Source organism: Cupriavidus sp. TMH.W2 (genome assembly GCF_050847365.1).
In the GTDB taxonomy this organism is placed as follows: Bacteria; Pseudomonadota; Gammaproteobacteria; order Burkholderiales; family Burkholderiaceae; genus Cupriavidus.
The window spans coordinates 1374130-1394088 of record NZ_CP193792.1 but is presented as its reverse complement, the minus strand read 5'-3'; the positions used below and the strand labels follow the sequence as shown (position 1 = coordinate 1394088).

Sequence of the window (19959 nt, the reverse complement as noted above, 5' to 3'; positions counted from 1 at the left end):
CCCTCACCCCAACCCTCTCCCGCAAGCGGGAGAGGGAGCACACCCTCAGCACCCGAGGGCATCTAGCCATTCCATCCCGCTCGTTTGCTCCCCTACCTAGGAACCTTCGCTAACCCATTGTTTTTACTGGCACGAGAGCCAGACCATGTTTCAGCGCGAGCTTGCGCAGTACGCACTGTTCGGACTGCGCGGCGCGGGCCTGGTAATGCCGCAGGCCTTTTTCGACGTAGTCTGCGCCCTTGACCATGGTCTGCCAGAACAAGGCAGCGAGCTTGCGGGCGAGCGCCTTGTTGGCGATGAGTCCGCCCCGGCGGGCCTTGAGGCGGCGATAGAAGCCGCCCAGGGCCTTGTCTACGCTGTTGGCCAGGCTGCGTGCCATGTGGCAGAACAGTTCACCGGTGCGGTTGCGGTGGCGGGACTGGTGGCCATGGCGCTTGCCACTCTGATGGGCGCCGGGGGCGAGCCCGGTCCACGCCGTGAAGTGTTTTTCGCTGGGCCAACGGCTCAAGTCGGTGCCGACCTCGCCGATGACCAGCAGCAGCGAGTAGTCGGCCAGCCCCGGCAGTTGGGTGGGATCATTGCCGCCGCACAGTTGCAGCAGCATGCGGTGCAGGCCGTCGATCTTGGGCGTATGCGTGCCACCCGGCTTGGCCGGCGAGGCCGCCGGATCGTCGTCACGGTGCGGGCCGCTGAGCTCGTGCAGCACCTGTTCAATCGCGCGATCGCATTCGGCGATCTGGTGTTGGTAGAACTGCCACCCCTCAAAGGCTTGGCGTAGGGCAAACAGATGTTCGTCCTTCCACATGCCGCGCAACGATTCCTTGACCCGATCGGCCTTGTGCTTGCGGATTTGCACGTCGCATAGCGTCAGCAGGCAGGCGGGATCGCGCTGACCGGCCAGGATGGCCTCGATGACCTTGAGCCCACTGACACCGGTGAGGTCGCTGATGACCGCATGGAACTTGATGTTCATGCGCTCGAGCGCCTTTTGCATGTGTTGCACGTGGCTAGCGGCCATCGTGATGTGATCCTGGCGCAGGCGCAAATAGTCCTGCAGCCGGCGGATGGCGGCCGGGGGCACGAAGCCGGAGTGCAGCAGACCGTGCGCATGCAGCGTGGCCAGCCACTGACAGTCGGCCATGTCGGTCTTGCGTCCGGGCAGATTGCGTACCTGCCGGCCATTGACCACCAGAACCGTGATGCCGGCGGCCTCGAGCGCGCCGTACAGGTATAGCCAGTACACCCCGGTCGCCTCCATGGCCACCGAGCGCACGCCTTCATCACGCAGCCAGTTGATCAGCATCGACACGTCTTGGGTCATGGTGCCAAAGACCCGTGGCGTGTCACCCGCGATGGACACGTGCAACTTCTGGCTGCCCACGTCGATGCCGGTGGCGCGTTCATCCAATATCGGTAGCGTTTTCATCTGCGGCCTCCTCTTGCTCGGAAGGCTCGGCGCCAACGTGCCCGGTAGACACAAAAATGGAAACAAACCTACCTAGCGGGAAGCTAACAACGCTCACCAAACAAGCCGAATGTCATCTGCCGGAGCCAGTCTCTCCCACGGGCGACAGAATGTGCACCAGAGGGGACGCGGCCACACTGCGCGTCATGCCGAGTATCAACCACTGTAGTACTGGTTCCTGGTACGGCAAGTCGGCATGGGCCGCATGCGGCGGTCTCTCCCGCGTGCGGGCGAGGGGCGGGGGTGAGGGCCGGCGCTTGCAGAACCGCAGGCGCCCCACTTGCCAAGAAGCCAACCACACCGCCAGCATCACACCAACAACAACGAAGGAGACCTTGCATGGCTGTCCGTGATTCCGCATCCCGTTCCACCACCCGCTTCGCGCTCGCCGGCCTGGCCCTCGCCGCCGGCCTGCTTTGCCACAGCGCGCAGGCCCAGGCGCCAGCCGCACCGGCCAGCACCGACGCACTGCACGCACAGATCGAGACCCGCGCCAGGGCGGTCGAGCAGCAGCTGATCGCCTGGCGCCGCGATATCCACCAGCATCCGGAACTGGGCAACTACGAAACCCGCACGGCCAAGCTCGTGGCTGACCATCTGCGCAAGCTCGGCATGGAAGTGAAGACGGGCGTGGCCAAGACCGGCGTGGTCGGCGTGCTCAAGGGCGGCAAGCCCGGCCCGGTGGTGGCGCTGCGCGCCGACATGGACGCGCTGCCGGTGAAGGAGCGCGTGGACGTGCCGTTCGCGTCGAAGGCCAAGGGCCAGTATCTGGGCAAGGAAGTGGACGTGATGCATGCCTGCGGTCATGACACCCACGTCGCCATCCTGATGGCCACCGCCGAAGTGCTGGCCGGCATGAAGGACCAGTTGCCCGGCACGGTCAAGTTCATCTTCCAGCCGGCCGAGGAAAGCCCCGCCGACTTCGAGCCCAACGGCTCCAATATGTGGGGCGCCAAGCAGATGGTGTCCGAGGGCGTGCTGGACAACCCCAAGGTCGATGCGATCTTCGGCCTGCATGTGAGCAGCGGCATCGAATCGGGCAAGCTGGGCTGGCGCAGCGGCCCGTCGATGGCGGCGGCCGACCAGTTCTGGATCGACGTCAAGGGCCGCCAGACGCACGGGGCGCGGCCGTGGGGCGGGATCGACCCGATCGTGGTGGCGTCGCAGATCGTGATGGGCCTGCAGACCATCCAGAGCCGCCAGGTCAACGCCATGCTGGAGCCGTCGGTCATCACCGTGGGCGCCATCCACGGCGGCAACCGCATGAATATCGTGCCGGAGAAGGTCGAGATGATGGGCACCGTCCGCACCTATGACGAAGGCATGAAGAAGGACATCCACGCGCGCATGAAGCGCACCACCGAGGCCATCGCCACCAGCGCCGGCGCCGAGGCGAATTTCCGCGTGGTGGAACTGTACAACGCCACCGTCAACCAGCCGGCCCTGACCGAGAAGATGGCGCCCACGCTGCAGCGCGTGGCCGGCGACGGCAACTGGATGATCACGCCCAAGGCGACCGCGTCCGAGGACTTCTCCTTCTACCAGGAGAAGGTGCCGGGCCTGTTCTTCAACCTCGGCGTGACGCCCAAGGGCCAGGATGTGACCAAGGCGCCTTCGAACCACTCGCCCGAGTTCTATGTGGACGAGCCGGCGCTGATCAACGGCGTGCGCGCGCTGTCCAGCCTGACCGTGGACTACATGGTGATGGCGCAGCGCTGAGCGGCTCGCCCGGGGCGCCGCAGGGGGCTACAATAGCGGCTTTGCCGCGTTGCAGCCCCCTGCCTTGCCGCCAGCTTTGTGTCGCCAGCCTGGCAAGCGCCCGATCCTCATTCGTCATGCCCCTGATCCTCCAGAGCACCGCCCCGCTTTCCGCCGCCGACCTCGACACCGCCCGCACCGTGGCCCGCGCCTCTGAACTGGTGCTGCGCAGCGACACCGTGGCCGCCGCCGAGGACTGCGCGCCGGTGACGCCAGCGCTGCGCGATGCGCTGGATGACTTCTGCGGCCCGCGCGCGATCGACTGGGCGCTGGTGCCCGCGGGACGCAAGCTGTCCGACTTCCGCCTGGTGGCGATGGACATGGACTCGACGCTGATCACGATCGAATGCATCGACGAGATCGCCGACTTCTGCGGCCTCAAGGCCGAAGTCTCCGCCATTACCGAAGCCGCCATGCGCGGCGAGATCACCGATTTCAACGAAAGCCTGCGCCGCCGCGTGGCCCTGCTCAAGGGCCTGGACGCGAGCGTGCTGGACCGGGTCTATGAAGAGAGGCTGCGGCTGTCGCCGGGGGCCGAGCGCATGCTGCAGACCGTGCAGGCGCTGGGCCTGCGCACGCTGCTGGTGTCGGGCGGCTTCGTGCATTTCACCGAGAAGCTCAAGGCCCGGCTCAAGCTCGACGTGACCCGCGCCAATACCCTTGAGATCGTCGACGGCAAGCTGACCGGCAATGTGGTCGGCGAGATTGTCAATGCCGACGTGAAGGCCCGCACCGTGCAGGAAGTCTGCGCCCGGATCGGCGCCACGCCGGACCAGGCCATCGTCATGGGCGACGGCTCCAACGACCTGAAGATGATGGCCGTGGCCGGCCTGTCGGTGGCCTTCCGGGCCAAGCCGGTGGTGCGCGCGCAAGCCAGCGTCGCCTTCAACCACGTCGGGCTGGACGGCCTGCTGGCGCTGTTCCCGCACTGATCCCGGGCCGCGGCAAGCGCGGCATCGCACGCCGGGCGGCAATCGCCCGGCCGGCCCCGCTCGCCGGGGCCGACCTCGACAAATCGCGCTTCAGCCAGGGCAAATTCCTCCCCAAGCGCAGATAAATCCTGCCAGGAAGCGACCTGCTCAGCGCTTGCTTATTTAAATACGAATAATTATCATTAATGTTTCGTTGATCTGACATTTGCCCATGCAAGTTCTGGCCGTCCTTCTCGGCCTGGCTGCTGCCGCGTGCCTGTACCTGGCCGCGCCCAACCAGGTCCTGCTGCCGCCTGGCGCGATGGCACGACCGCGTGTGCCGGGCTGGCTGGGCCTGGTTCTGGTCATCGTCAGCACCTGGCTGTGGAGCACGACCGACGGCTGGCCCGTGGCGATTGCGGCCAGCCTGGTGACGGTGCCCTGCGGGCTGTCGGTGTGGCCCTTCGTCGGCACCTATGCCGCGCGCCGGCGCAACGCCGCACGGGGGCAGCGGGCATGAGCGCAGTGCCATCCGCGATGGGCACCAAATGGCTGGCCGGCGCGCTGCTCGGACTGCCGCTGGCGGTGGCGCTGTGCACGCTGTCGATCCTGTGGCTGCCAGGCGGCTGGGAAACCGGCATCGTGGCGGCCGTGGTGGCCTTCGTGCCGGTGTGGGTGGCCATCATCAGCGCCAGCCTGCTGTTCCGTTCCAGCCGCGCCGCCTGGATCTGGCTGGGCAGCGCCAACCTGCTCTGCTTCGGCGCGCTGTGGGCGCTGCGCCTGGCCGGCCTGGCGCCGGCTGCGCTGGCCGCCCTGCCCGCCCCCTGAGACTGCCGTCATGAAAACCGCAACGCTGCGCCTGTACCAGACGCTGCATACCTGGGTCGGCCTGATGGCCGGCTGGGCCCTGTTTATCGCCTTCTTTGCCGGGGCGGTCACCGTGTTCCACCACGAACTGCATGTGTGGCAGTCGCCGTCGCGGCTCAAGGGCAGCGCGCCGGTCAGGGCCACGGCCGACCCGGCCGCGGTCGACCGGTTCATGCAGAAGCTGGTCGCGATCTACCCTGAAGCAGCGGCCAGTACCTACGTGATCATGCCGTCGGAGGGCGAGCCGAATCTCTCGGCCTACTGGCAGGACCAGGCCGGCGCGTGGCAGATGACCACCGACGTGCGCCTGGCGGGCGACGCCGCGATGCAGCGCGACACCTCGCGCGACCAGGTGACCGGCGAACTGTCGGCATTCCTGAACAGCCTGCACTACTCGCTCGGCATCCCGGCGGGCGGCGTCTACTTCATGGGCGCGATCTCGGTGCTGTACGGGCTGGCGCTGGTGTCGGGCGTGCTGCTGCACCTGCCGCGGCTGAAGAAGGACCTGTTCGCGGTGCGCCCCGGACGCAACCTGAAGCGCTTCTGGATGGACACCCACAATGTGCTGGGCCTGTTCAGCCTGCCCTTCCACCTGGTCTTTGCCATCACCGGCGCGCTGTTCTGCCTGTCGCTGGTGCTGATGACGGTGTTCAACACGCTGACCTTCGATGGCCGTCTGTTCGAGGCCGTGCCGCGCGCCACCACCGCCGTGCCGGAAGTGGCAGCGGCCGGCCGCGCCGCGCCGACCATGACCACGGCAACGCTGATGCAGATCGCGCGCGAACACGGCGGCGAGCGCTTCACGCCGGAATCGTTCCGCTTCCAGCGCTATGGCGATGCCAACGCCGTGGTGGAAGTGCGCGGCACCAGCACGCAGGCACTCGGCAACCTGGGCTCGGTCGGCATCCATGCCGCCAGCGGAGAGCCCGACGCGGGCCAGCTGACCGCTAACCAGACCGCCGGCACGCGCGACAGCAACCACGCGCTCTACAGCGCGCTGTATGCGCTGCATTTCGGCACCTTCGGCGAGCTGCCGGTGCGGCTGGTCTACCTGCTGGCGGGGCTGGCCGGCGCCTTCCTGTTCTACTCCGGCAACCTGCTGTGGATCGAGTCGCGGCGCAAGCCGCGCCAGGCCGGGCAGCCGCGCGTGCACCGGCTGCTGGCGCAGGTCACCGTAGGCGTGTGCATCGGCTGCTGCATCGGCGTGGCACTGTGCTTTCCGGCGGCGCTGCTGTGGCCGGAGCGCGCGGTCAGCTACACGTACTTCACGGGGTTCGGCCTGGCCTGCGCCTGGGCCTTGCTGCGCCCGCCGGTGCGCGCCGCGGTGGAACTGCTCCACGCCGCCGCACTGGCGTCGCTGACCGTGCCGCTGGCGAACGCGATCCTGACCGGCGACCACCTGCTGCACAGCATCCCCAGCGGGCACTGGATCATCGCCGGCTTCGATATCGGCGCGATCGCGCTGGCCGCGGGCTTTGCCGCCCTGGCGCGCGCCACCCGGCGCCGCGCGCGCAGCGGACCGGCGGAGTCGGTCTGGGCGATGCCGCAGGCAGCCCAAGCCGCCAGGCCCGCCGCGGGCGCCAGGACGATGCCCGGCACCGATACGCCCTGAGCGCACGGCCCGGGCAGCTGCCCTACACTACCTCAGGCCAACAACCCGGAGCCGACCACCATGGAATCGACCTTCCATCAGTTTTCCGAACTGTTCGCCCAACTCGGCCTGCCCGCCGACGAAGCCAGCATCCGCGGCTTTATCGGCACGCACGCGCCGCTGCCCGACGATATCGAGCTGGCCGAGGCGCCGTTCTGGACCCCCGCCCAGGCCACGCTGCTGCGCGACGAACTGCTGGACGACGCCGACTGGGCCGAAGTCGTCGATCAGCTCAATCTCGCGCTGAGACAGCCCGCCTGAGTACGCTCAAGCGGTCAGCGTTGCCGCCATCGCCTGGCGCAGGTCGGCGATCAGGTCGCGCGTGTCTTCCAGGCCGATATAGAGCCGCACCAGCTCGCCGGTATCCTGCCAGCCAGCGGGCGGCCACGTGCCCGCCGGACGCATGCCCTGCACGTGGTAGGGCACGGCCAGGCTGTGGGCGCCGCCCCAGGACCAGCCGATGGCAAACAGCTGCAACGCCTCGACGAAGGCATCCACCTGCTGGCGCGTATAACGCGCGCGCAGGATGATGGCAAACAGCCCGCTGGCGCCGCTGAACTCGCGCCGCCAGTTGGCGTGACCCGGGCAATCCGGCAGCGCCGGATGCAGCACGAGTGCCACCTCGGGCCGCTGGTGCAGCCATTCGGCCACTTCGCGCGCGGCGCGGTCGTGCGCGGCCAGGCGCACCGGCAGGCTCGGCAGCCCGCGCAGCACCAGGTGGCAGTCGTCGGCGGACACGCCCCAGCCCATCAGCATGCGGGTGCGCTTCAGGCGGTCGTGCAGGGCGTCGTCGCAGGTCAGCACCGCGCCCATCAGCACGTCGCTGCCGCCGGACTGGTACTTGGTCAGCGCCTGCACCGAGATGTCGATGCCCCTTGCGAACGGACGGAAGTAGATGCCTGCCGACCAGGTATTGTCGATCGCGGTCAGCACGCCGCGCGCCCTGGCGGCCGCGACAATGGCGTCGCAGTCGGGCACTTCCATCGTTACCGAACCGGGCGACTCCATCCAGATCAGCCGCGTAGCGGGCCGGATCATCGCCGCCAGCGCGGCGGCGTCCATCGGATCGTAGTAGCGCACGGTCACGCCGAATTCGCGTGCCAGCCACTCGCCGTGGTCGCGGTTGGGGCCGTAGACGTTGTGCGGCACCAGCACGTCGTCGCCGCTCTTCAGCAACGCGAAGTAGACCAGCGAGATCGCCGCGAGGCCCGACGGCTGCAGCAGCGTGTGGCGCGCGCCTTCGAGCAGCGCCAGGTGCTGGCACAGCGCCTCGCTGGTCGGCGTGGCGTGCAGGCCATAGCGCCAGTAGGTGGTGCTGCCGTCGCCCTGCGCGCGCAGTTCGGCGAGGTTGCGGAACACCACGGTCGAGCCGCGGTGCGTGGCGGGAGAGAACGAGGCAAAGCCGGGGGCGATCTCCAGCTCGGGCTGGACCGCAACGGTCTGCAGGTAATGGGCGTGGGACGCGGGCTTGTCGGATGGCGAATCGGACACGGCGGTTTCCTTGCTGGCTGCTGGCCGGGCACGGCGCGCTGCGCTGGCGGTATCGCCCAGGCAGAGGTGTGGCACGGTCAGGAATGAGACTCGATGAGCCTTCGAGCTTACCAGCAAATGCCGGCCGCGCCACCGGCGATGGCGGCGGCGGGCACCGCGAAGCGGCTTACCAGCCGGAAATCGAGGACTTCGGCGGCGGCGGCGCGTAGGTGACGCCGCTGTTGGGCGTCATGTCGAACGGGGGAATCACCAGCAGGCCCAGCGGGCGGATAGAAAACGGCAGCACGATGGACGGGTTGAACGCATCGGTCCAGGTGCCGCGCACGGCGCCGCTGGCGTCGATGCTGCCTTCCCAGTTGCCCGACACGCGCGTGCCGTCGTCGGACTCTTCCATCAGGAAGGCGCCGCCCTCCCACTCGCCGGCAAGCAGGCGCACACCGGCCCCACGGCCGCTGTACTCGCCGCGCACGCTGTCGCGCTCGTCGGGCTTGGGGCCCAGGCGCAGGCGCACCGGCTGATCACCGACCTTGCCGACATAAACCGGCAGCGACGCATACTCAGGCCGCGGCGCCAGCGGCCTGGGGGCGCCGGTGGACAGCGTTGCGCCGCGCCGGGCTTCACCGTCGCGAATGGCCTGGTTGATGCCCAGGCCCTCCCCGCCGGCGGCAGCGTTTGCCGGGCCGGTCGACAACTCGGTGGCCGGCCCGGCCTGCACCGTGCCGGCCAGGGCGAGCACGGTGGCCAGGCCGAGCGTGCAAAGGGTCTTCGTCAGCAACGCCAGACGCAAGGCAAACCTCAGATACGCTCGAAGATGGCGGCAATGCCCTGCCCGCCGCCGATGCACATCGTCACCAGCGCGTAGCGGCCCTGCACGCGGTTCAGCTCATGCAGCGCCTTCACCGTAATCAGCGCGCCGGTGGCGCCGATCGGGTGTCCCAGCGAGATGCCCGAGCCGTTCGGGTTGACCTTGGCCGGATCCAGCCCGAGCGCCTTGGTCACCGCGCAAGCCTGCGCGGCAAAGGCTTCGTTGGCTTCGATCACGTCCAGGTCCGACACCTGCAGGCCGGCGCGCTCCAGCGCGATCTTGCTCGCCGGCACCGGGCCGATGCCCATGGTCTTCGGGTCCACGCCGGCATGGCCATAGGACACCAGGCGGGCCAGCGGCTTCAGGCCGCGGCGCTCGGCCTCGGCGCGCTCCATCATCACCACGGCGGCAGCGGCGTCGTTCAGCCCCGAGGCATTGCCCGCGGTGACGGTGCCGTTTTCCTTGACGAAGACCGGCTTGAGCTTGGTCATGTCGTCGATGGTGGCGTCATGGCGCACGTGCTCGTCGGTGTCGAAGGTCACGTCGCCCTTGCGGCCCTTGCTCACCACCGGGACGATCTGGTCCTTGAAGTACCCGGCCTTGATCGCGGCCGAGGCGCGGCGGTGCGATTCCAGCGCGGCCTCGTCCTGCTGGCTACGCGAAATATCGTATTCCTTGGCGACGTTCTCGGCGGTCACCCCCATGTGGATACGGTGGAACGGGTCATGCAGCGCACCCAGCATCATGTCGACCAGGCCGGCATCGCCCATGCGAGCGCCCCAGCGGGCCGCCGGCGCCAGGTACGGCGCGCGGCTCATGCTTTCCGCGCCGCCGCCGATGGCGACGTCGGTATCGCCCAGCAGGATGGTCTGCGCGGCGCTGACAATGGCCTGCAGGCCCGAGCCGCACAGGCGGTTGACGGTCAGCGCGGGCGCGTTGACCGTCACCCCGCCGTTGACGGCCGCAACGCGGCCCAGATACATGTCGCGCGGCTCGGTCTGAATCACATTGCCGAACACCACATGGCCGACATCGTCGCCCGACACCTGCGCGCGCGCCAGCGCCTCGCGCACCACCAATGCGCCCAGTTCTGCCGACGCCACATCCTTCAGGCTGCCGCCAAAGGTCCCGATCGCGGTACGGACACCGCTCACCACCACCACTTCACGCGTCATGACTTTGTCTCCATGAGGTTATGTTGCACCGCACAGTATAGCGGGATCGGAGCGAAATCGAACGAGCGTACTTTTACTTATTCAACCCGTTTCAGACCTCGCCCCACAGGTCGTGGCCGTCGGCTCCGGTGATCTTCACGTCGACGAACTCGCCGGCGCGGTAGCGCCGGGCGTTACGCTCCGCCGGCGCGATATAGACCAGGCCGTCGATTTCCGGCGCGTCCGCGGACGAACGGCCGATGCCGCCGTCCTGGTTGACTTCGTCCACCAGCACGCGCAGGGTCTGGCCGACCTTGCGCTGCAGGCGGCGCGCCGACACCTCTTCGGCCACTTCCATAAAACGGGCACGGCGTTCCTCGCGCACCTCGTCGGGCAGCGCGCCCGGCAGGTCGTTGGCGGTGGCGCCCTCCACCGGCGAGTAGGCGAAGCAGCCGACGCGGTCCAGTTCGGCCTCGGCGATAAAGTCGAGCAAGGTCTGGAACTCCGCCTCGGTCTCGCCCGGGAAGCCGGCGATAAAGGTGCTGCGGATGGTCAGCTCGGGGCAGATCTCGCGCCAGGCGCGGATGCGGTCCATGGTCTTCTCGGCATTGGCCGGGCGCTTCATGCGCTTGAGCACGTCGGGGTGGGCGTGCTGCAGCGGCACGTCCAGGTACGGCAGCACGTGGCCCTGCGACATCAGCGGGATGATCTCGTCCACGTGCGGGTACGGGTAGACGTAGTGCAGGCGCACCCAGGCGCCGTACTGCGCCGCCAGTTCGCCCAGCGCCGCCACCAGTTCGGTCATGCGGGTCTTGAGCGGGCGGCCGTTCCAGAAGCCGGTGCGGTACTTGACGTCGACGCCGTAGGCGCTGGTGTCCTGCGAGATCACCAGCAGTTCCTTGACACCGGCCTTGAACAGGTTCTCCGCCTCCAGCATGACCTCGGCCACCGGGCGCGAGACCAGGTCGCCGCGCATCGACGGGATGATGCAGAACGAGCAGCGGTGATTGCAGCCCTCGGAAATCTTCAGGTAGGCGTAGTGCTTGGGCGTGAGCTTGATGCCGGCGGCCGGCACCAGGTCGGTGAACGGGTCATGCGGCTTGGGCAGGTGCGTGTGCACCGCCTGCATCACCTCGCCCAGTGCATGCGGGCCGGTCACGGCCAGCACCTTGGGGTGCACCGACGACACGATGTCGTGGCCCGCCGCATCCTTCTTCGCCCCCAGGCAGCCGGTGACGATGACCTTGCCGTTCTCGGTCAGCGCCTCGCCAATGGCGTCCAGGCTTTCCTGCACGGCCTCGTCGATAAAGCCGCAGGTATTGACCACGACCAGGTCGGCACCGTCGTAGGTGCCACTGATGGCGTAGCCCTCGGCGCGCAGTTGCGTAATGATCTGCTCGGAGTCGACCAGCGCCTTCGGGCAGCCAAGGGAAACGAATCCCACACGCGGACTATGGTCTTTCTGGGTCGTTGATTCTGAAGGGTTTTTCACGATGCAATCCGAATGTGGGGCAGGCGTGGCGGCCAATGTAGGGACAGTGCAGGGATGGGGCCGCCAGGCGGTAAAGGCCAGTCGGCTATTTTAACCGTTTGCCACGAATTCACGGCGCCTGACTCCACACATGTGGCGCAGGCGGCGGTAACGCCGCGTCATTGCGGCGCGGCAGCGGCCCCGGGCAGGCTTTCGAGGACACGCTCTATCGCCAGCGAGTCCTGCATGCGCCGGATGGCATCGTGCAGTTCGGCGGCCTGCGGCCACGTCCGCTTGAGATAGCTGAGCCACAGTTTCACGCGCCCGTGCTCATGGCAGGAGGCGATGCGGGCATGCAGCTTCTTCAAATAGGTGGCGATCTGGCGCAGCACCAGCGGCCATTCATCGCCCGACGGCGCGCTGTCCATCAGCCCGCGAATGCGCAAGGCCAGGAACGGGTCGGACACGGCGCCCCGCCCGATCATCACGTCGGCACAACCGCTGACGTCCCGGCAGCGCGCCCAGTCCGCCACCGTCCAGACGTCTCCGTTGGCAACCACGGGCACGTCCACGGCCGCCGCAATGCGCGCGATCCAGTCCCAGTGGGCGGGCGGCCGGTAGCCGTGGTCCCGCGTCCGGGCATGCACCACGAGAGAGGCTGCGCCGCCTTCGGCGAGCGCCGTGGCGCAGTCGATGGCCAGCGAGGTATCGGAGACGCCCAGCCGCATCTTCGCCGTCACGGGAATATGTGCCGGCACCGCGGCGCGCACGGACGCAACGATCCGGTTCAGCAGTTCGGGGTTCGTCAGCAGCATCGCGCCGCCGCCATGCCGGTTGACGACCTTGGCGGGACAGCCGAAGTTCAGGTCGATGCCATGCGGCGACAAGGCCGCGGCATAGGCCGCATTGCGCGCCAGCCATTCCGGATCGCTGCCGAGCAGCTGGATCACCATCGGCGTCCCGCTGCGGGTATGGCCGCCAGCGAGGATCTCGGGCGTATCCCGCTCATAGACGCGCGCCGGAAGCAACGAACCCGTCACCCGGACGAACTCGGAAACACAGCCGTCGTAGCCGCCCGTGTCTGTCAGCACGTCGCGCAGGACGTAGTCGGCAAGCCCTTCCATGGGGGCCAGGAACAGCCGGCTCATGGCAAAGCCTTCACCGAAACAGAGGGCCGGGCCTTAACGGCCGGCGCCAGACGAGCACACTGGATAACGGAGATCATGGGAGTTCGCGCGCAAAAGGCGAGTCCACACTGAGCCGCCGCCGTAGAGAGTTTGCGTGATTGCCTGCAGCGCCCGACGGGCGCAATGCGCGCATTCTACCTGCTTTGGTTTGACGCGGTTTTCAGGAATCGGTGATTTCCATACTGTAGCCCAAGGGCTACGGCATGGTATGCTCAGCTTCCGGACAACCCAAACCTTCGACCGCTGGTATACGGCCTTGCGCGACAACGCCGCCTGGATCCGCATTCAAGTCCGCATCGACCGCTTACTGAATGGTAATCCCGGCGATATCAAGGCCCTCGGCGGTGGACTCAGCGAATTGCGCGTGGACCATGGCCCCGGCTACCGCATTTACTTTCAGCAGCGCGGCCGGGTACTTGTGATTCTTCTCTGCGGAGGGAACAAGTCGACCCAGCACGCAGATATCGACAGAGCACGCAATCTGGCGGCAAACCTTGATCTGGAGTGAGCCATGAAAGAACCAACCCGCCCCTGGGACTCCGCCGAGCACCTGAGGAACGAGCAAGAGATCGCCGCCTACCTAGATACCTGCTTCGCCGAAGCTGGCGACGACGATCGATTCATCGCCTACGCGCTCGGCGTGGTGGCGCGCGCGCGCGGCATGACCCGACTGGCACGGGAAACCGGGTTGTCGCGCGAAAGCCTCTACCGCTCGCTGTCAGGCGAAGGCAATCCGGAGTTTGGGACGATCTGGAAGGTGATGCGGGCGCTGGGCATCCGCCTGCATGCGAGCGCTGGCTGATTGCCAGCCCGCGTGTGGGATGCGGCGGACGCAGGGCCCGCCACCGCTGGTGTATTACTTCTTGTCCGGCTGGTTGAACGGGAACGTCCCGAACATATTCTTGGCCTGGCTTTGCATCTGCTCCTGCATCTGCACGAACAGGTTCTTGCTCTGCTCGATGTAGTTGCTCATCATGCCCTGCATCATCGGACCCTGCATGTTCATGAACTGCGACCACATGTCGGGGCTGAAGGCTTCGCCGGAGTACAGGCCCTTGGAGTTCTCGGCCAGCTTGCTCTGGATGTCGATGAAGGCCTGGATGTTCTTTTCCAGGTAGGTGCCCATCATGCCCTGCATGGCATGACCGTAGAAGCGGATGATCTGCGACAGCATGGCGCTGGAGAACATCGGCACGCCGCCGGTCTCTTCTTCCAGGATGATCTGCAGCAGGATGCTTCGGGTCAGCTCGTCGCCAGACTTGGCGTCGACGACCTTGAAATCCTCTGTATCCATGACCAGTTGCTTGACGTCGGCCAGGGTGATGTAGGTGCTGGTCTGGGTATCGTAGAGCCTGCGGTTGGGATACTTTTTGATCAGTCGCTCTGCGCCTTTTTTGGTCGTGGCCATCGGTGCTCTGTCCTTGTGTCGTCGCTGTTTGCGCGCTGCTGCACCGCATGGGGTGCAGTGCGCAAATCGGTACCGTCCGCGCCATCTGCTTGTTGTCGTGTCTGCCGTCTTGTGGCCTGTTCGCGCATGGCTGCGCGTGGCGGCCGGCAACCTCGCCCTGCGAGGGCCGCGCTGCACGACTATGGTGCTGGCTGCGCCGCTGCCCTGATTCTATGCCCAACAAGGCACTAAGAAAAGCGACCGGCCTTAAGGAAAACCCGGTGAATTGGCGCAAAAAGGAGGGAGTGCCACGCAGGCAGAAACGATTCGCGGGCCGTGACGGCCCGCGAAACGAGTGGCGAAACGAACCGTCCGCCGCCTTGTGCGCCGCGCTGGCTGCACCGCAATACGCGGGCGCCGGCGCGGGCTGCCGACTGGTCGTAACCAGGCCGGCGGGTCAGCCCATGTGCAGGCCGCCGTTGAGCGAGAAGTCGGCGCCGGTCGAGAAACCGGACTCCTCCGACGACAGCCAGGCGCAGATCGAGGCGATCTCTTCCGGCAGGCCCAGGCGCTTGACCGGGATGGTCCCGACGATCTTGTCGAGCACATCCTGGCGGATCGCCTTGACCATGTCGGTGGCGATATAGCCCGGCGACACCGTGTTGACGGTCACGCCCTTGGTTGCCACTTCCTGCGCCAGCGCCATGGTGAAGCCGTGCAGGCCGGCCTTGGCGGTGGAATAGTTGGTCTGGCCGAACTGGCCCTTCTGCCCGTTCACCGACGAGATGTTGACGATCCGGCCAAAACCGCGGTCGGCCATGCCGTCGATTACCTGCTTGGTGACGTTGAACAGCGAGGTCAGGTTGGTGTCGATCACCGCATCCCAGTCGGCGCGGGTCATCTTGCGGAAGACCACGTCGCGGGTGATGCCGGCGTTGTTGATCAGCACATCGACTTCGCCGACTTCGGCCTTGACCTTGTCGAATGCCGTCTTGGTCGAGTCCCAGTCAGCCACGTTGCCTTCCGATGCCACAAAATCGAAGCCCAGGGCCTTCTGCTGCTCCAGCCACTTTTCGCGGCGCGGCGAGTTGGGGCCGCAGCCGGCCACCACGCGAAAGCCATCCTTGGCCAGCCGCTGGCAAATGGCGGTTCCGATACCACCCATGCCGCCGGTCACATACGCAATGCGCTGAGTCATTTCCACTCCTTGATTGGCTTTTCGTTTTTGCCGCCGTGCCCGCGCGAACCTGCGCGGGCCGGCACACCCTTAATTGCGCTCGACTGCCAGCGCCACGCCCATGCCGCCGCCGATGCACAGCGAGGCCAGGCCCTTCTTGGCGTCGCGGCGCTTCATCTCGTGCAGCAGCGTCACCAGGATACGGCAGCCCGACGCGCCGATCGGGTGGCCGATGGCGATGGCGCCGCCGTTCACGTTGACCTTGGAGGTATCCCAGCCCATTTGCTGGTGCACCGCCAGCGCCTGCGCGGCGAAGGCCTCGTTGATTTCCATCAGGTCCAGGTCCTGCGGGGTCCAGTTGGCGCGCGACAGCGCACGTTTGGAGGCCGGCACCGGGCCCATGCCCATCACCTTCGGATCCACGCCGGCGTTGGCGTAGCTCTTGATGGTGGCCAGCGGGGTCAGGCCCAGTTCCCTGGCCTTGGCGGCCGACATCACCACCACCGCGGCGGCGCCGTCGTTCAGTCCCGAGGCGTTGGCCGCAGTCACCGTGCCGGCCTTGTCGAAGGCCGGCTTGAGGCCGGACATGCTGTCCAGCGTGGCGCCCTGGCGCACGAACTCGTCGGTCTTGAAGGCAACAGGATCGCCCTTGCGCTGCGGAATCAGCACCGGCACGATCTCTTCGTCGAACTTGCCGGCCTTCTGCGCGGCTTCGGCCTTGTTCTGCGAGCCGACCGCGAATTCATCCTGCGCCTCGCGCGTGATGCCGTATTCCTTGGCCACGTTCTCGGCGGTGATGCCCATGTGGTACTGGTTGTACACATCCCACAGGCCGTCGACGATCATGGTGTCGACCAGCTTGGCATCGCCCATGCGGAAGCCGTCGCGCGAGCCCGGCAGCACGTGCGGGGCGGCGCTCATGTTTTCCTGGCCGCCGGCCACCACGATCTCGGCATCGCCCGCCATGATCGCGTTGGCGGCCAGCATCACGGCCTTCAGGCCCGAGCCGCACACCTTGTTGATGGTCATGGCCGGCACCATCGCCGGCAAACCGGCCTTGATCGACGCCTGGCGCGCCGGGTTCTGGCCCGAGCCGGCGGTCAGCACCTGGCCCATGATCACTTCGCTGACCTGGTCCGGCTTGATGCCGGCGCGTTCCAGCGCGGCCTTGATGACGATGGCACCCAGTTCAGGCGCCGGGATCTTGGCCAGTGAGCCGCCAAATTTGCCAACCGCGGTGCGGGCCGCGGATACGATGACAACGTCAGTCATGGTGTAGTCCTCTCAATGAAATCGGGGGGGAACCTGCAGGCTTGCCGGCGCCGCGCATGGCGCACGCCAGCCGTCATGCAAGCATCATGCCTTGGCCTTGACGTATCGCCCAGGCGCGGGTTCGATCGCAGGGTAGCGCGCATTGCCGTACGCGGCAGGCGCGGCACGTTTGGCGCCGGCATGGCCGGCCAGCCATTCGGACCAGTCCGGCCACCAGCTGCCGTGATGCTCGGTGGCGCCGGCCAGCCATTGCTGGGGCGATGCCGGCAGCGCATCGTTGGTCCAGTGGCTGCGCTTCTTCTTCGCCGGCGGGTTGATCACGCCGGCAATGTGGCCCGAAGCACCCAGCACGAAGCGCAGCTTGTTCTTCAGCAGCGCGGTCGAGGCATAGGCCGCGGTCCACGGCACGATATGGTCTTCGCGCGACCCGTAAAGATAGGTCGGCACGTCGATGCTGCCCAGGTCCACCGGCTCGTTGCAGACGGTCAGCTTGCCGGGCACCTTGAGATCGTCCTGCAGGTAGGTGTGGCGCAGGTACCAGCAGTACCACGGCCCCGGCAGGTTGGTGGCGTCGCCGTTCCAGAACAGCAGGTCGAACGGGACCGGCGTGTTGCCTTTCAGGTAGTTGTCGACAACATAGTTCCAGACCAGGTCGTTCGGGCGCAGGAACGAGAAGGTGTTCGCCAGCTCGAGGCCGCGCAGCAGGCCGCACGGCGCGCCGGCACCGCCCCCCAGCGTGGCCTCGCGCAGCTGCACATGGCCCTCGTCGACAAAGACGTCGAGGATGCCGGTGTCGGCGAAGTCCAGCAGCGTGGTCAGCAGCGTGAGGCTGGCCGCCGGATGCTCGCCGCGCGCGGCCAGCACCGCCAGCGCGGTGGAAATGATGGTGCCGCCCACGCAGAAGCCCAGCACATTGATCTTGTCCTGGCCGCTGATGTCGCGCGCAACTTCAATGGCGCGGATGGCGGCGTTCTCGATGTAGTCATCCCAGGTGCGCGATGCCATGCTGGCGTCCGGATTGCGCCACGACACCAGGAACACAGTATGGCCCTGCTCCACCGTATGCCGCACCAGCGAGCTTTCCGGCTGCAGGTCGAGGATGTAGTACTTGTTGATGCACGGGGGCACCAGCAGCAGCGGGCGCGCGTGGACCTTCTCGGTCAGCGGCTTGTACTGCAGCAACTGGAAGTATTCATTCTCGTAGACCACCGCGCCTTCAGACACCGCGACATTGTGGCCGACCTCGAACGCGGTCTCGTCGGTCTGCGAGATCTTGCCGCGCGTCAGGTCTTCCATCATGTTGCGCACGCCCGCACGCAGCGATTCGCCGCCCGACTCGATCAGCAGGCGCTGCGCTTCAGGATTGGTGGCGAGGAAGTTGGCGGGAGACATCGCATCGACCCATTGCGAGATCGCAAAGCGGATGCGCTGGCGCGTCTTGGCGTCGGCCTCGACCGCGTCGGCCAGTTCGGTCATGGCGCGCGCGTTGAGCAGGTAGAAGGCGGCGGCAAAGCGGAACGGCAGGTTGTTGCGCCACGCGTCGCCGGCAAAGCGCCGGTCGTGCAGCGGCGCCGTAGCCTCGGGCTTGCCCTCGGCCATGGCCTGCCACAGCGCCGCAAAGTCCTTCATGTAGCGCTGCTGGATATCGGCCAGCTGCGCCGGCTCGATCTTCAGGCCCGCCAGCGCGTCCAGGCCTGGAATGCCTGCCGCGGCCGCATGGCCGTTGCCTTGAGTGCCCTGCCACTGGCGGGACCATTCCAGCCACGTGGCTGGATCGAATGGCCCCGGCGTGAGCTTGAATGGTTGGGACTTGCCTTCCTCAGTGGAAGCTGCCGCACCTTTGCCGGTCGCCATAATCTGATTGTCTCTCTGCCGTCACTATTCGAACCGGCTCCGGGCATTGCCCTGGCCGGCACTTTCTACATGGGGAGATGCTATCCGAATGGACCCGGCTAGCGCCTCCCCGAAAACAGGAGGGTCTGCCGGCACATCTGCCCTGGAACTGGCTGGAAGCCTGGACCGCACCTGCTGCGGCCCGGCTTGCGTCCATCCCGATAGCGGCTCCCCCTTTTTATCCGGCAAATGCGTCACCCGGGCATGGCAGCGCCATGCGGTATGCTTGCCGGAAAAAACCTGGGAATCGTCAGCGATCCCGAGACATTTGAGCCCATTGTTGCCTTGCAACGCACGCGCTGTCAATGCGGGAATCGGCCCCGGCGCGGCGCGCTTCCCGACCTACCGGACGGTATGCAGCGCTCGCATCTGCCGAGGCCACAGAGCATAGGCGAGAAGGATGAAAGTTTGATGTACATCGTGGCCATTGGCTGGCTCTACGTGGCGCTGATGATGGCGATCACCGAGCACAACGTGGTGGCGGGGGTTGCCACCTTCCTGATGTATGGGCTCGCGCCGGTGGCGCTGGTGCTCTACATCCTGGGCACGCCCGGCCGGCGGCGGCGCAAGGCCGAAGCCGAGCGCGCACAGGCGGCCAAGGAAGCGGCCGCGCCCAAGGAGGCCGACAAGGGCAAGGACGAATGACGCAGCGGCCGGCTCAGTCCGCCAGCCAGACCAGGCTGGCCATACGGCCGGTCACACCGTCGCGCCGGTAGGAGTAGAAGCGCTCGGCGTCGGCCACGGTGCAGGCGTCGCCGCCATGGATTTCCACGCAGCCCGCGCGGGCGAGCCGTGTGCGTGCCAGCGCATAGATATCGGCGAAGTACTTGCCCGGCGCGCCCGCGCGGAAGGCCGCGGCAACCGCGGCCTGTTCGCCGGGCGTTGCCTGGGCGAGGAAGGCCTCGCGCACTTCGGCACCCACCTCGAAGGCATCGGGGCCGATCGCCGGACCCAGCCACGCCAGCCAGCGCACCGCGCCACCGCCGGCAGCCGCCTGCATTCGTGCCAGCGTGGCTTCGATCACGCCATTGCACAGGCCGCGCCAGCCCGCATGCGCGGCGCCCACCACCGTCCCTTGCGCATCGCACAGCAGCACCGGCAGGCAATCCGCCGTCATCACGGCACAGACGTGGCCGGGCGTCACCGCCAGGCTGGCGTCGGCCTGCGGCACGGGATCGGCGGGCGCCGCCACATGATCCACGGTCACCACCGCGCAGCCATGCACCTGTTCCAGCCATTGCGGCATCGACGGCAGGCACGCAGCGAGCCGTTCGCGGTTGCGCGCCACGTCGGCGGGATCGTCGCCAACATGGGTGCCCAGGTTCAGGCCGCCCGGCGCGCCGTCGACAAGGCCATACGGGCCCTTGCTGACGCCGCCCTGGCGTGTCGACGATAAGGCGCGCACCCGCGCCGGCGCGGGCCAGTCGGGCACCAGCCAGGCCGGATCAGGCGTCGCGCTCATCGTCATGA

20 protein-coding genes are annotated in these 19959 nt (G+C 67.1%); 9 read left to right on the top strand and 11 right to left on the bottom strand.

What is annotated here, in order from left to right; genetic code table 11:
* Window positions 1-109: 109 nt before the first annotated feature.
* On the bottom strand, window positions 110-1426 hold the full coding sequence (locus tag ACREYQ_RS06500; RefSeq protein WP_432257995.1) for an IS110 family transposase: 1317 nt from the start codon (window positions 1424-1426) through the stop codon (window positions 110-112).
* A 378-nt stretch (window positions 1427-1804) separates the two neighbouring features.
* Between ACREYQ_RS06500 and ACREYQ_RS06495 the strand changes: the two genes are divergently transcribed.
* The 6 genes from ACREYQ_RS06495 (at window position 1805) to ACREYQ_RS06470 (ending at window position 6913) form a co-directional block, all read left to right on the top strand.
* Window positions 1805-3184 (top strand): amidohydrolase, encoded by a 1380-nt coding sequence (locus ACREYQ_RS06495; RefSeq protein ID WP_432259937.1) that lies wholly within the window; start codon window positions 1805-1807, stop codon window positions 3182-3184.
* A 116-nt stretch (window positions 3185-3300) separates the two neighbouring features.
* Window positions 3301-4155: a phosphoserine phosphatase SerB gene (gene serB / locus ACREYQ_RS06490; protein WP_432259936.1), complete on the top strand. Its 855-nt coding sequence runs from the start codon at window positions 3301-3303 to the stop codon at window positions 4153-4155.
* Between the two features lie 211 nt (window positions 4156-4366).
* Window positions 4367-4654 carry a hypothetical protein gene (locus ACREYQ_RS06485; RefSeq protein ID WP_432259935.1) on the top strand — a complete coding sequence of 96 codons (288 nt, stop codon included), beginning with the start codon at window positions 4367-4369 and terminating at the stop codon, window positions 4652-4654.
* A complete protein-coding gene (locus ACREYQ_RS06480; RefSeq protein ID WP_432259934.1) occupies window positions 4651-4962 on the top strand; it encodes a hypothetical protein in 312 nt (103 codons plus the stop codon). Before ACREYQ_RS06485 ends, ACREYQ_RS06480 begins: the two co-directional genes overlap by 4 nt.
* 10 nt (window positions 4963-4972) lie before the next feature.
* Window positions 4973-6613: a PepSY-associated TM helix domain-containing protein gene (locus tag ACREYQ_RS06475; RefSeq protein ID WP_432259933.1), complete on the top strand. Its 1641-nt coding sequence runs from the start codon at window positions 4973-4975 to the stop codon at window positions 6611-6613.
* A gap of 60 nt (window positions 6614-6673) precedes the next feature.
* Entirely contained in the window at window positions 6674-6913 is a 240-nt protein-coding gene (locus tag ACREYQ_RS06470) for a DUF2789 domain-containing protein (RefSeq protein ID WP_432259932.1), read from the top strand.
* A 6-nt stretch (window positions 6914-6919) separates the two neighbouring features.
* Here the strand turns inward: ACREYQ_RS06470 and ACREYQ_RS06465 are convergent, their stop codons facing one another.
* The 5 genes from ACREYQ_RS06465 to ACREYQ_RS06445 all read right to left on the bottom strand — a co-directional run bounded on the left by ACREYQ_RS06465 (window position 6920) and on the right by ACREYQ_RS06445 (window position 12721).
* Window positions 6920-8143 (bottom strand): cystathionine beta-lyase, encoded by a 1224-nt coding sequence (locus tag ACREYQ_RS06465; protein WP_432259931.1) that lies wholly within the window; start codon window positions 8141-8143, stop codon window positions 6920-6922.
* A 166-nt stretch (window positions 8144-8309) separates the two neighbouring features.
* The gene (locus tag ACREYQ_RS06460) at window positions 8310-8930 is read right to left on the bottom strand and encodes a hypothetical protein (protein WP_432259930.1); all 621 of its coding nucleotides are present in this window, start codon (window positions 8928-8930) and stop codon (window positions 8310-8312) included.
* A gap of 8 nt (window positions 8931-8938) precedes the next feature.
* On the bottom strand, window positions 8939-10123 hold the full coding sequence (bktB, locus tag ACREYQ_RS06455; RefSeq protein ID WP_432259929.1) for a beta-ketothiolase BktB: 1185 nt from the start codon (window positions 10121-10123) through the stop codon (window positions 8939-8941).
* Between the two features lie 91 nt (window positions 10124-10214).
* Complete coding sequence (rimO, locus tag ACREYQ_RS06450) at window positions 10215-11594, bottom strand: 30S ribosomal protein S12 methylthiotransferase RimO (RefSeq protein WP_432259928.1); 1380 nt, start codon at window positions 11592-11594, stop codon at window positions 10215-10217.
* Between the two features lie 158 nt (window positions 11595-11752).
* Window positions 11753-12721, bottom strand: a complete 969-nt coding sequence (locus tag ACREYQ_RS06445) for a tRNA dihydrouridine synthase (protein WP_432259927.1) — start codon at window positions 12719-12721, stop codon at window positions 11753-11755.
* Between the two features lie 247 nt (window positions 12722-12968).
* Here ACREYQ_RS06445 and ACREYQ_RS06440 point away from each other — a divergent pair, with 247 nt between their 5' ends.
* Together ACREYQ_RS06440 and ACREYQ_RS06435 are read left to right on the top strand one after the other, a co-directional pair.
* Complete coding sequence (locus ACREYQ_RS06440) at window positions 12969-13268, top strand: type II toxin-antitoxin system RelE/ParE family toxin (protein WP_432259926.1); 300 nt, start codon at window positions 12969-12971, stop codon at window positions 13266-13268.
* Window positions 13269-13271: 3 nt separating this feature from the next.
* Window positions 13272-13562, top strand: a complete 291-nt coding sequence (locus ACREYQ_RS06435; RefSeq protein WP_432259925.1) for an addiction module antidote protein — start codon at window positions 13272-13274, stop codon at window positions 13560-13562.
* A 54-nt stretch (window positions 13563-13616) separates the two neighbouring features.
* Here ACREYQ_RS06435 and phaR read toward each other — a convergent pair whose 3' ends face one another.
* From phaR to phaC, 4 genes are all read right to left on the bottom strand, one after another.
* Entirely contained in the window at window positions 13617-14168 is a 552-nt protein-coding gene (phaR, locus tag ACREYQ_RS06430; protein ID WP_432259924.1) for a polyhydroxyalkanoate synthesis repressor PhaR, read from the bottom strand.
* Between the two features lie 436 nt (window positions 14169-14604).
* Window positions 14605-15345, bottom strand: coding sequence for a 3-ketoacyl-ACP reductase (locus ACREYQ_RS06425; RefSeq protein WP_432259923.1), 741 nt, complete (start codon window positions 15343-15345; stop codon window positions 14605-14607).
* Between the two features lie 69 nt (window positions 15346-15414).
* Window positions 15415-16596 (bottom strand): acetyl-CoA C-acetyltransferase, encoded by a 1182-nt coding sequence (locus tag ACREYQ_RS06420; RefSeq protein ID WP_432259922.1) that lies wholly within the window; start codon window positions 16594-16596, stop codon window positions 15415-15417.
* Between the two features lie 84 nt (window positions 16597-16680).
* Window positions 16681-18450 carry a class I poly(R)-hydroxyalkanoic acid synthase gene (gene phaC, locus ACREYQ_RS06415; protein ID WP_432259921.1) on the bottom strand — a complete coding sequence of 590 codons (1770 nt, stop codon included), beginning with the start codon at window positions 18448-18450 and terminating at the stop codon, window positions 16681-16683.
* 450 nt (window positions 18451-18900) lie between these two features.
* Between phaC and ACREYQ_RS06410 the strand changes: the two genes are divergently transcribed.
* Window positions 18901-19134 (top strand): hypothetical protein, encoded by a 234-nt coding sequence (locus tag ACREYQ_RS06410; protein WP_432259920.1) that lies wholly within the window; start codon window positions 18901-18903, stop codon window positions 19132-19134.
* A gap of 13 nt (window positions 19135-19147) precedes the next feature.
* Here ACREYQ_RS06410 and pgeF read toward each other — a convergent pair whose 3' ends face one another.
* A complete protein-coding gene (gene pgeF, locus ACREYQ_RS06405; RefSeq protein ID WP_432260369.1) occupies window positions 19148-19951 on the bottom strand; it encodes a peptidoglycan editing factor PgeF in 804 nt (267 codons plus the stop codon).
* Window positions 19952-19959: the final 8 nt, after the last annotated feature.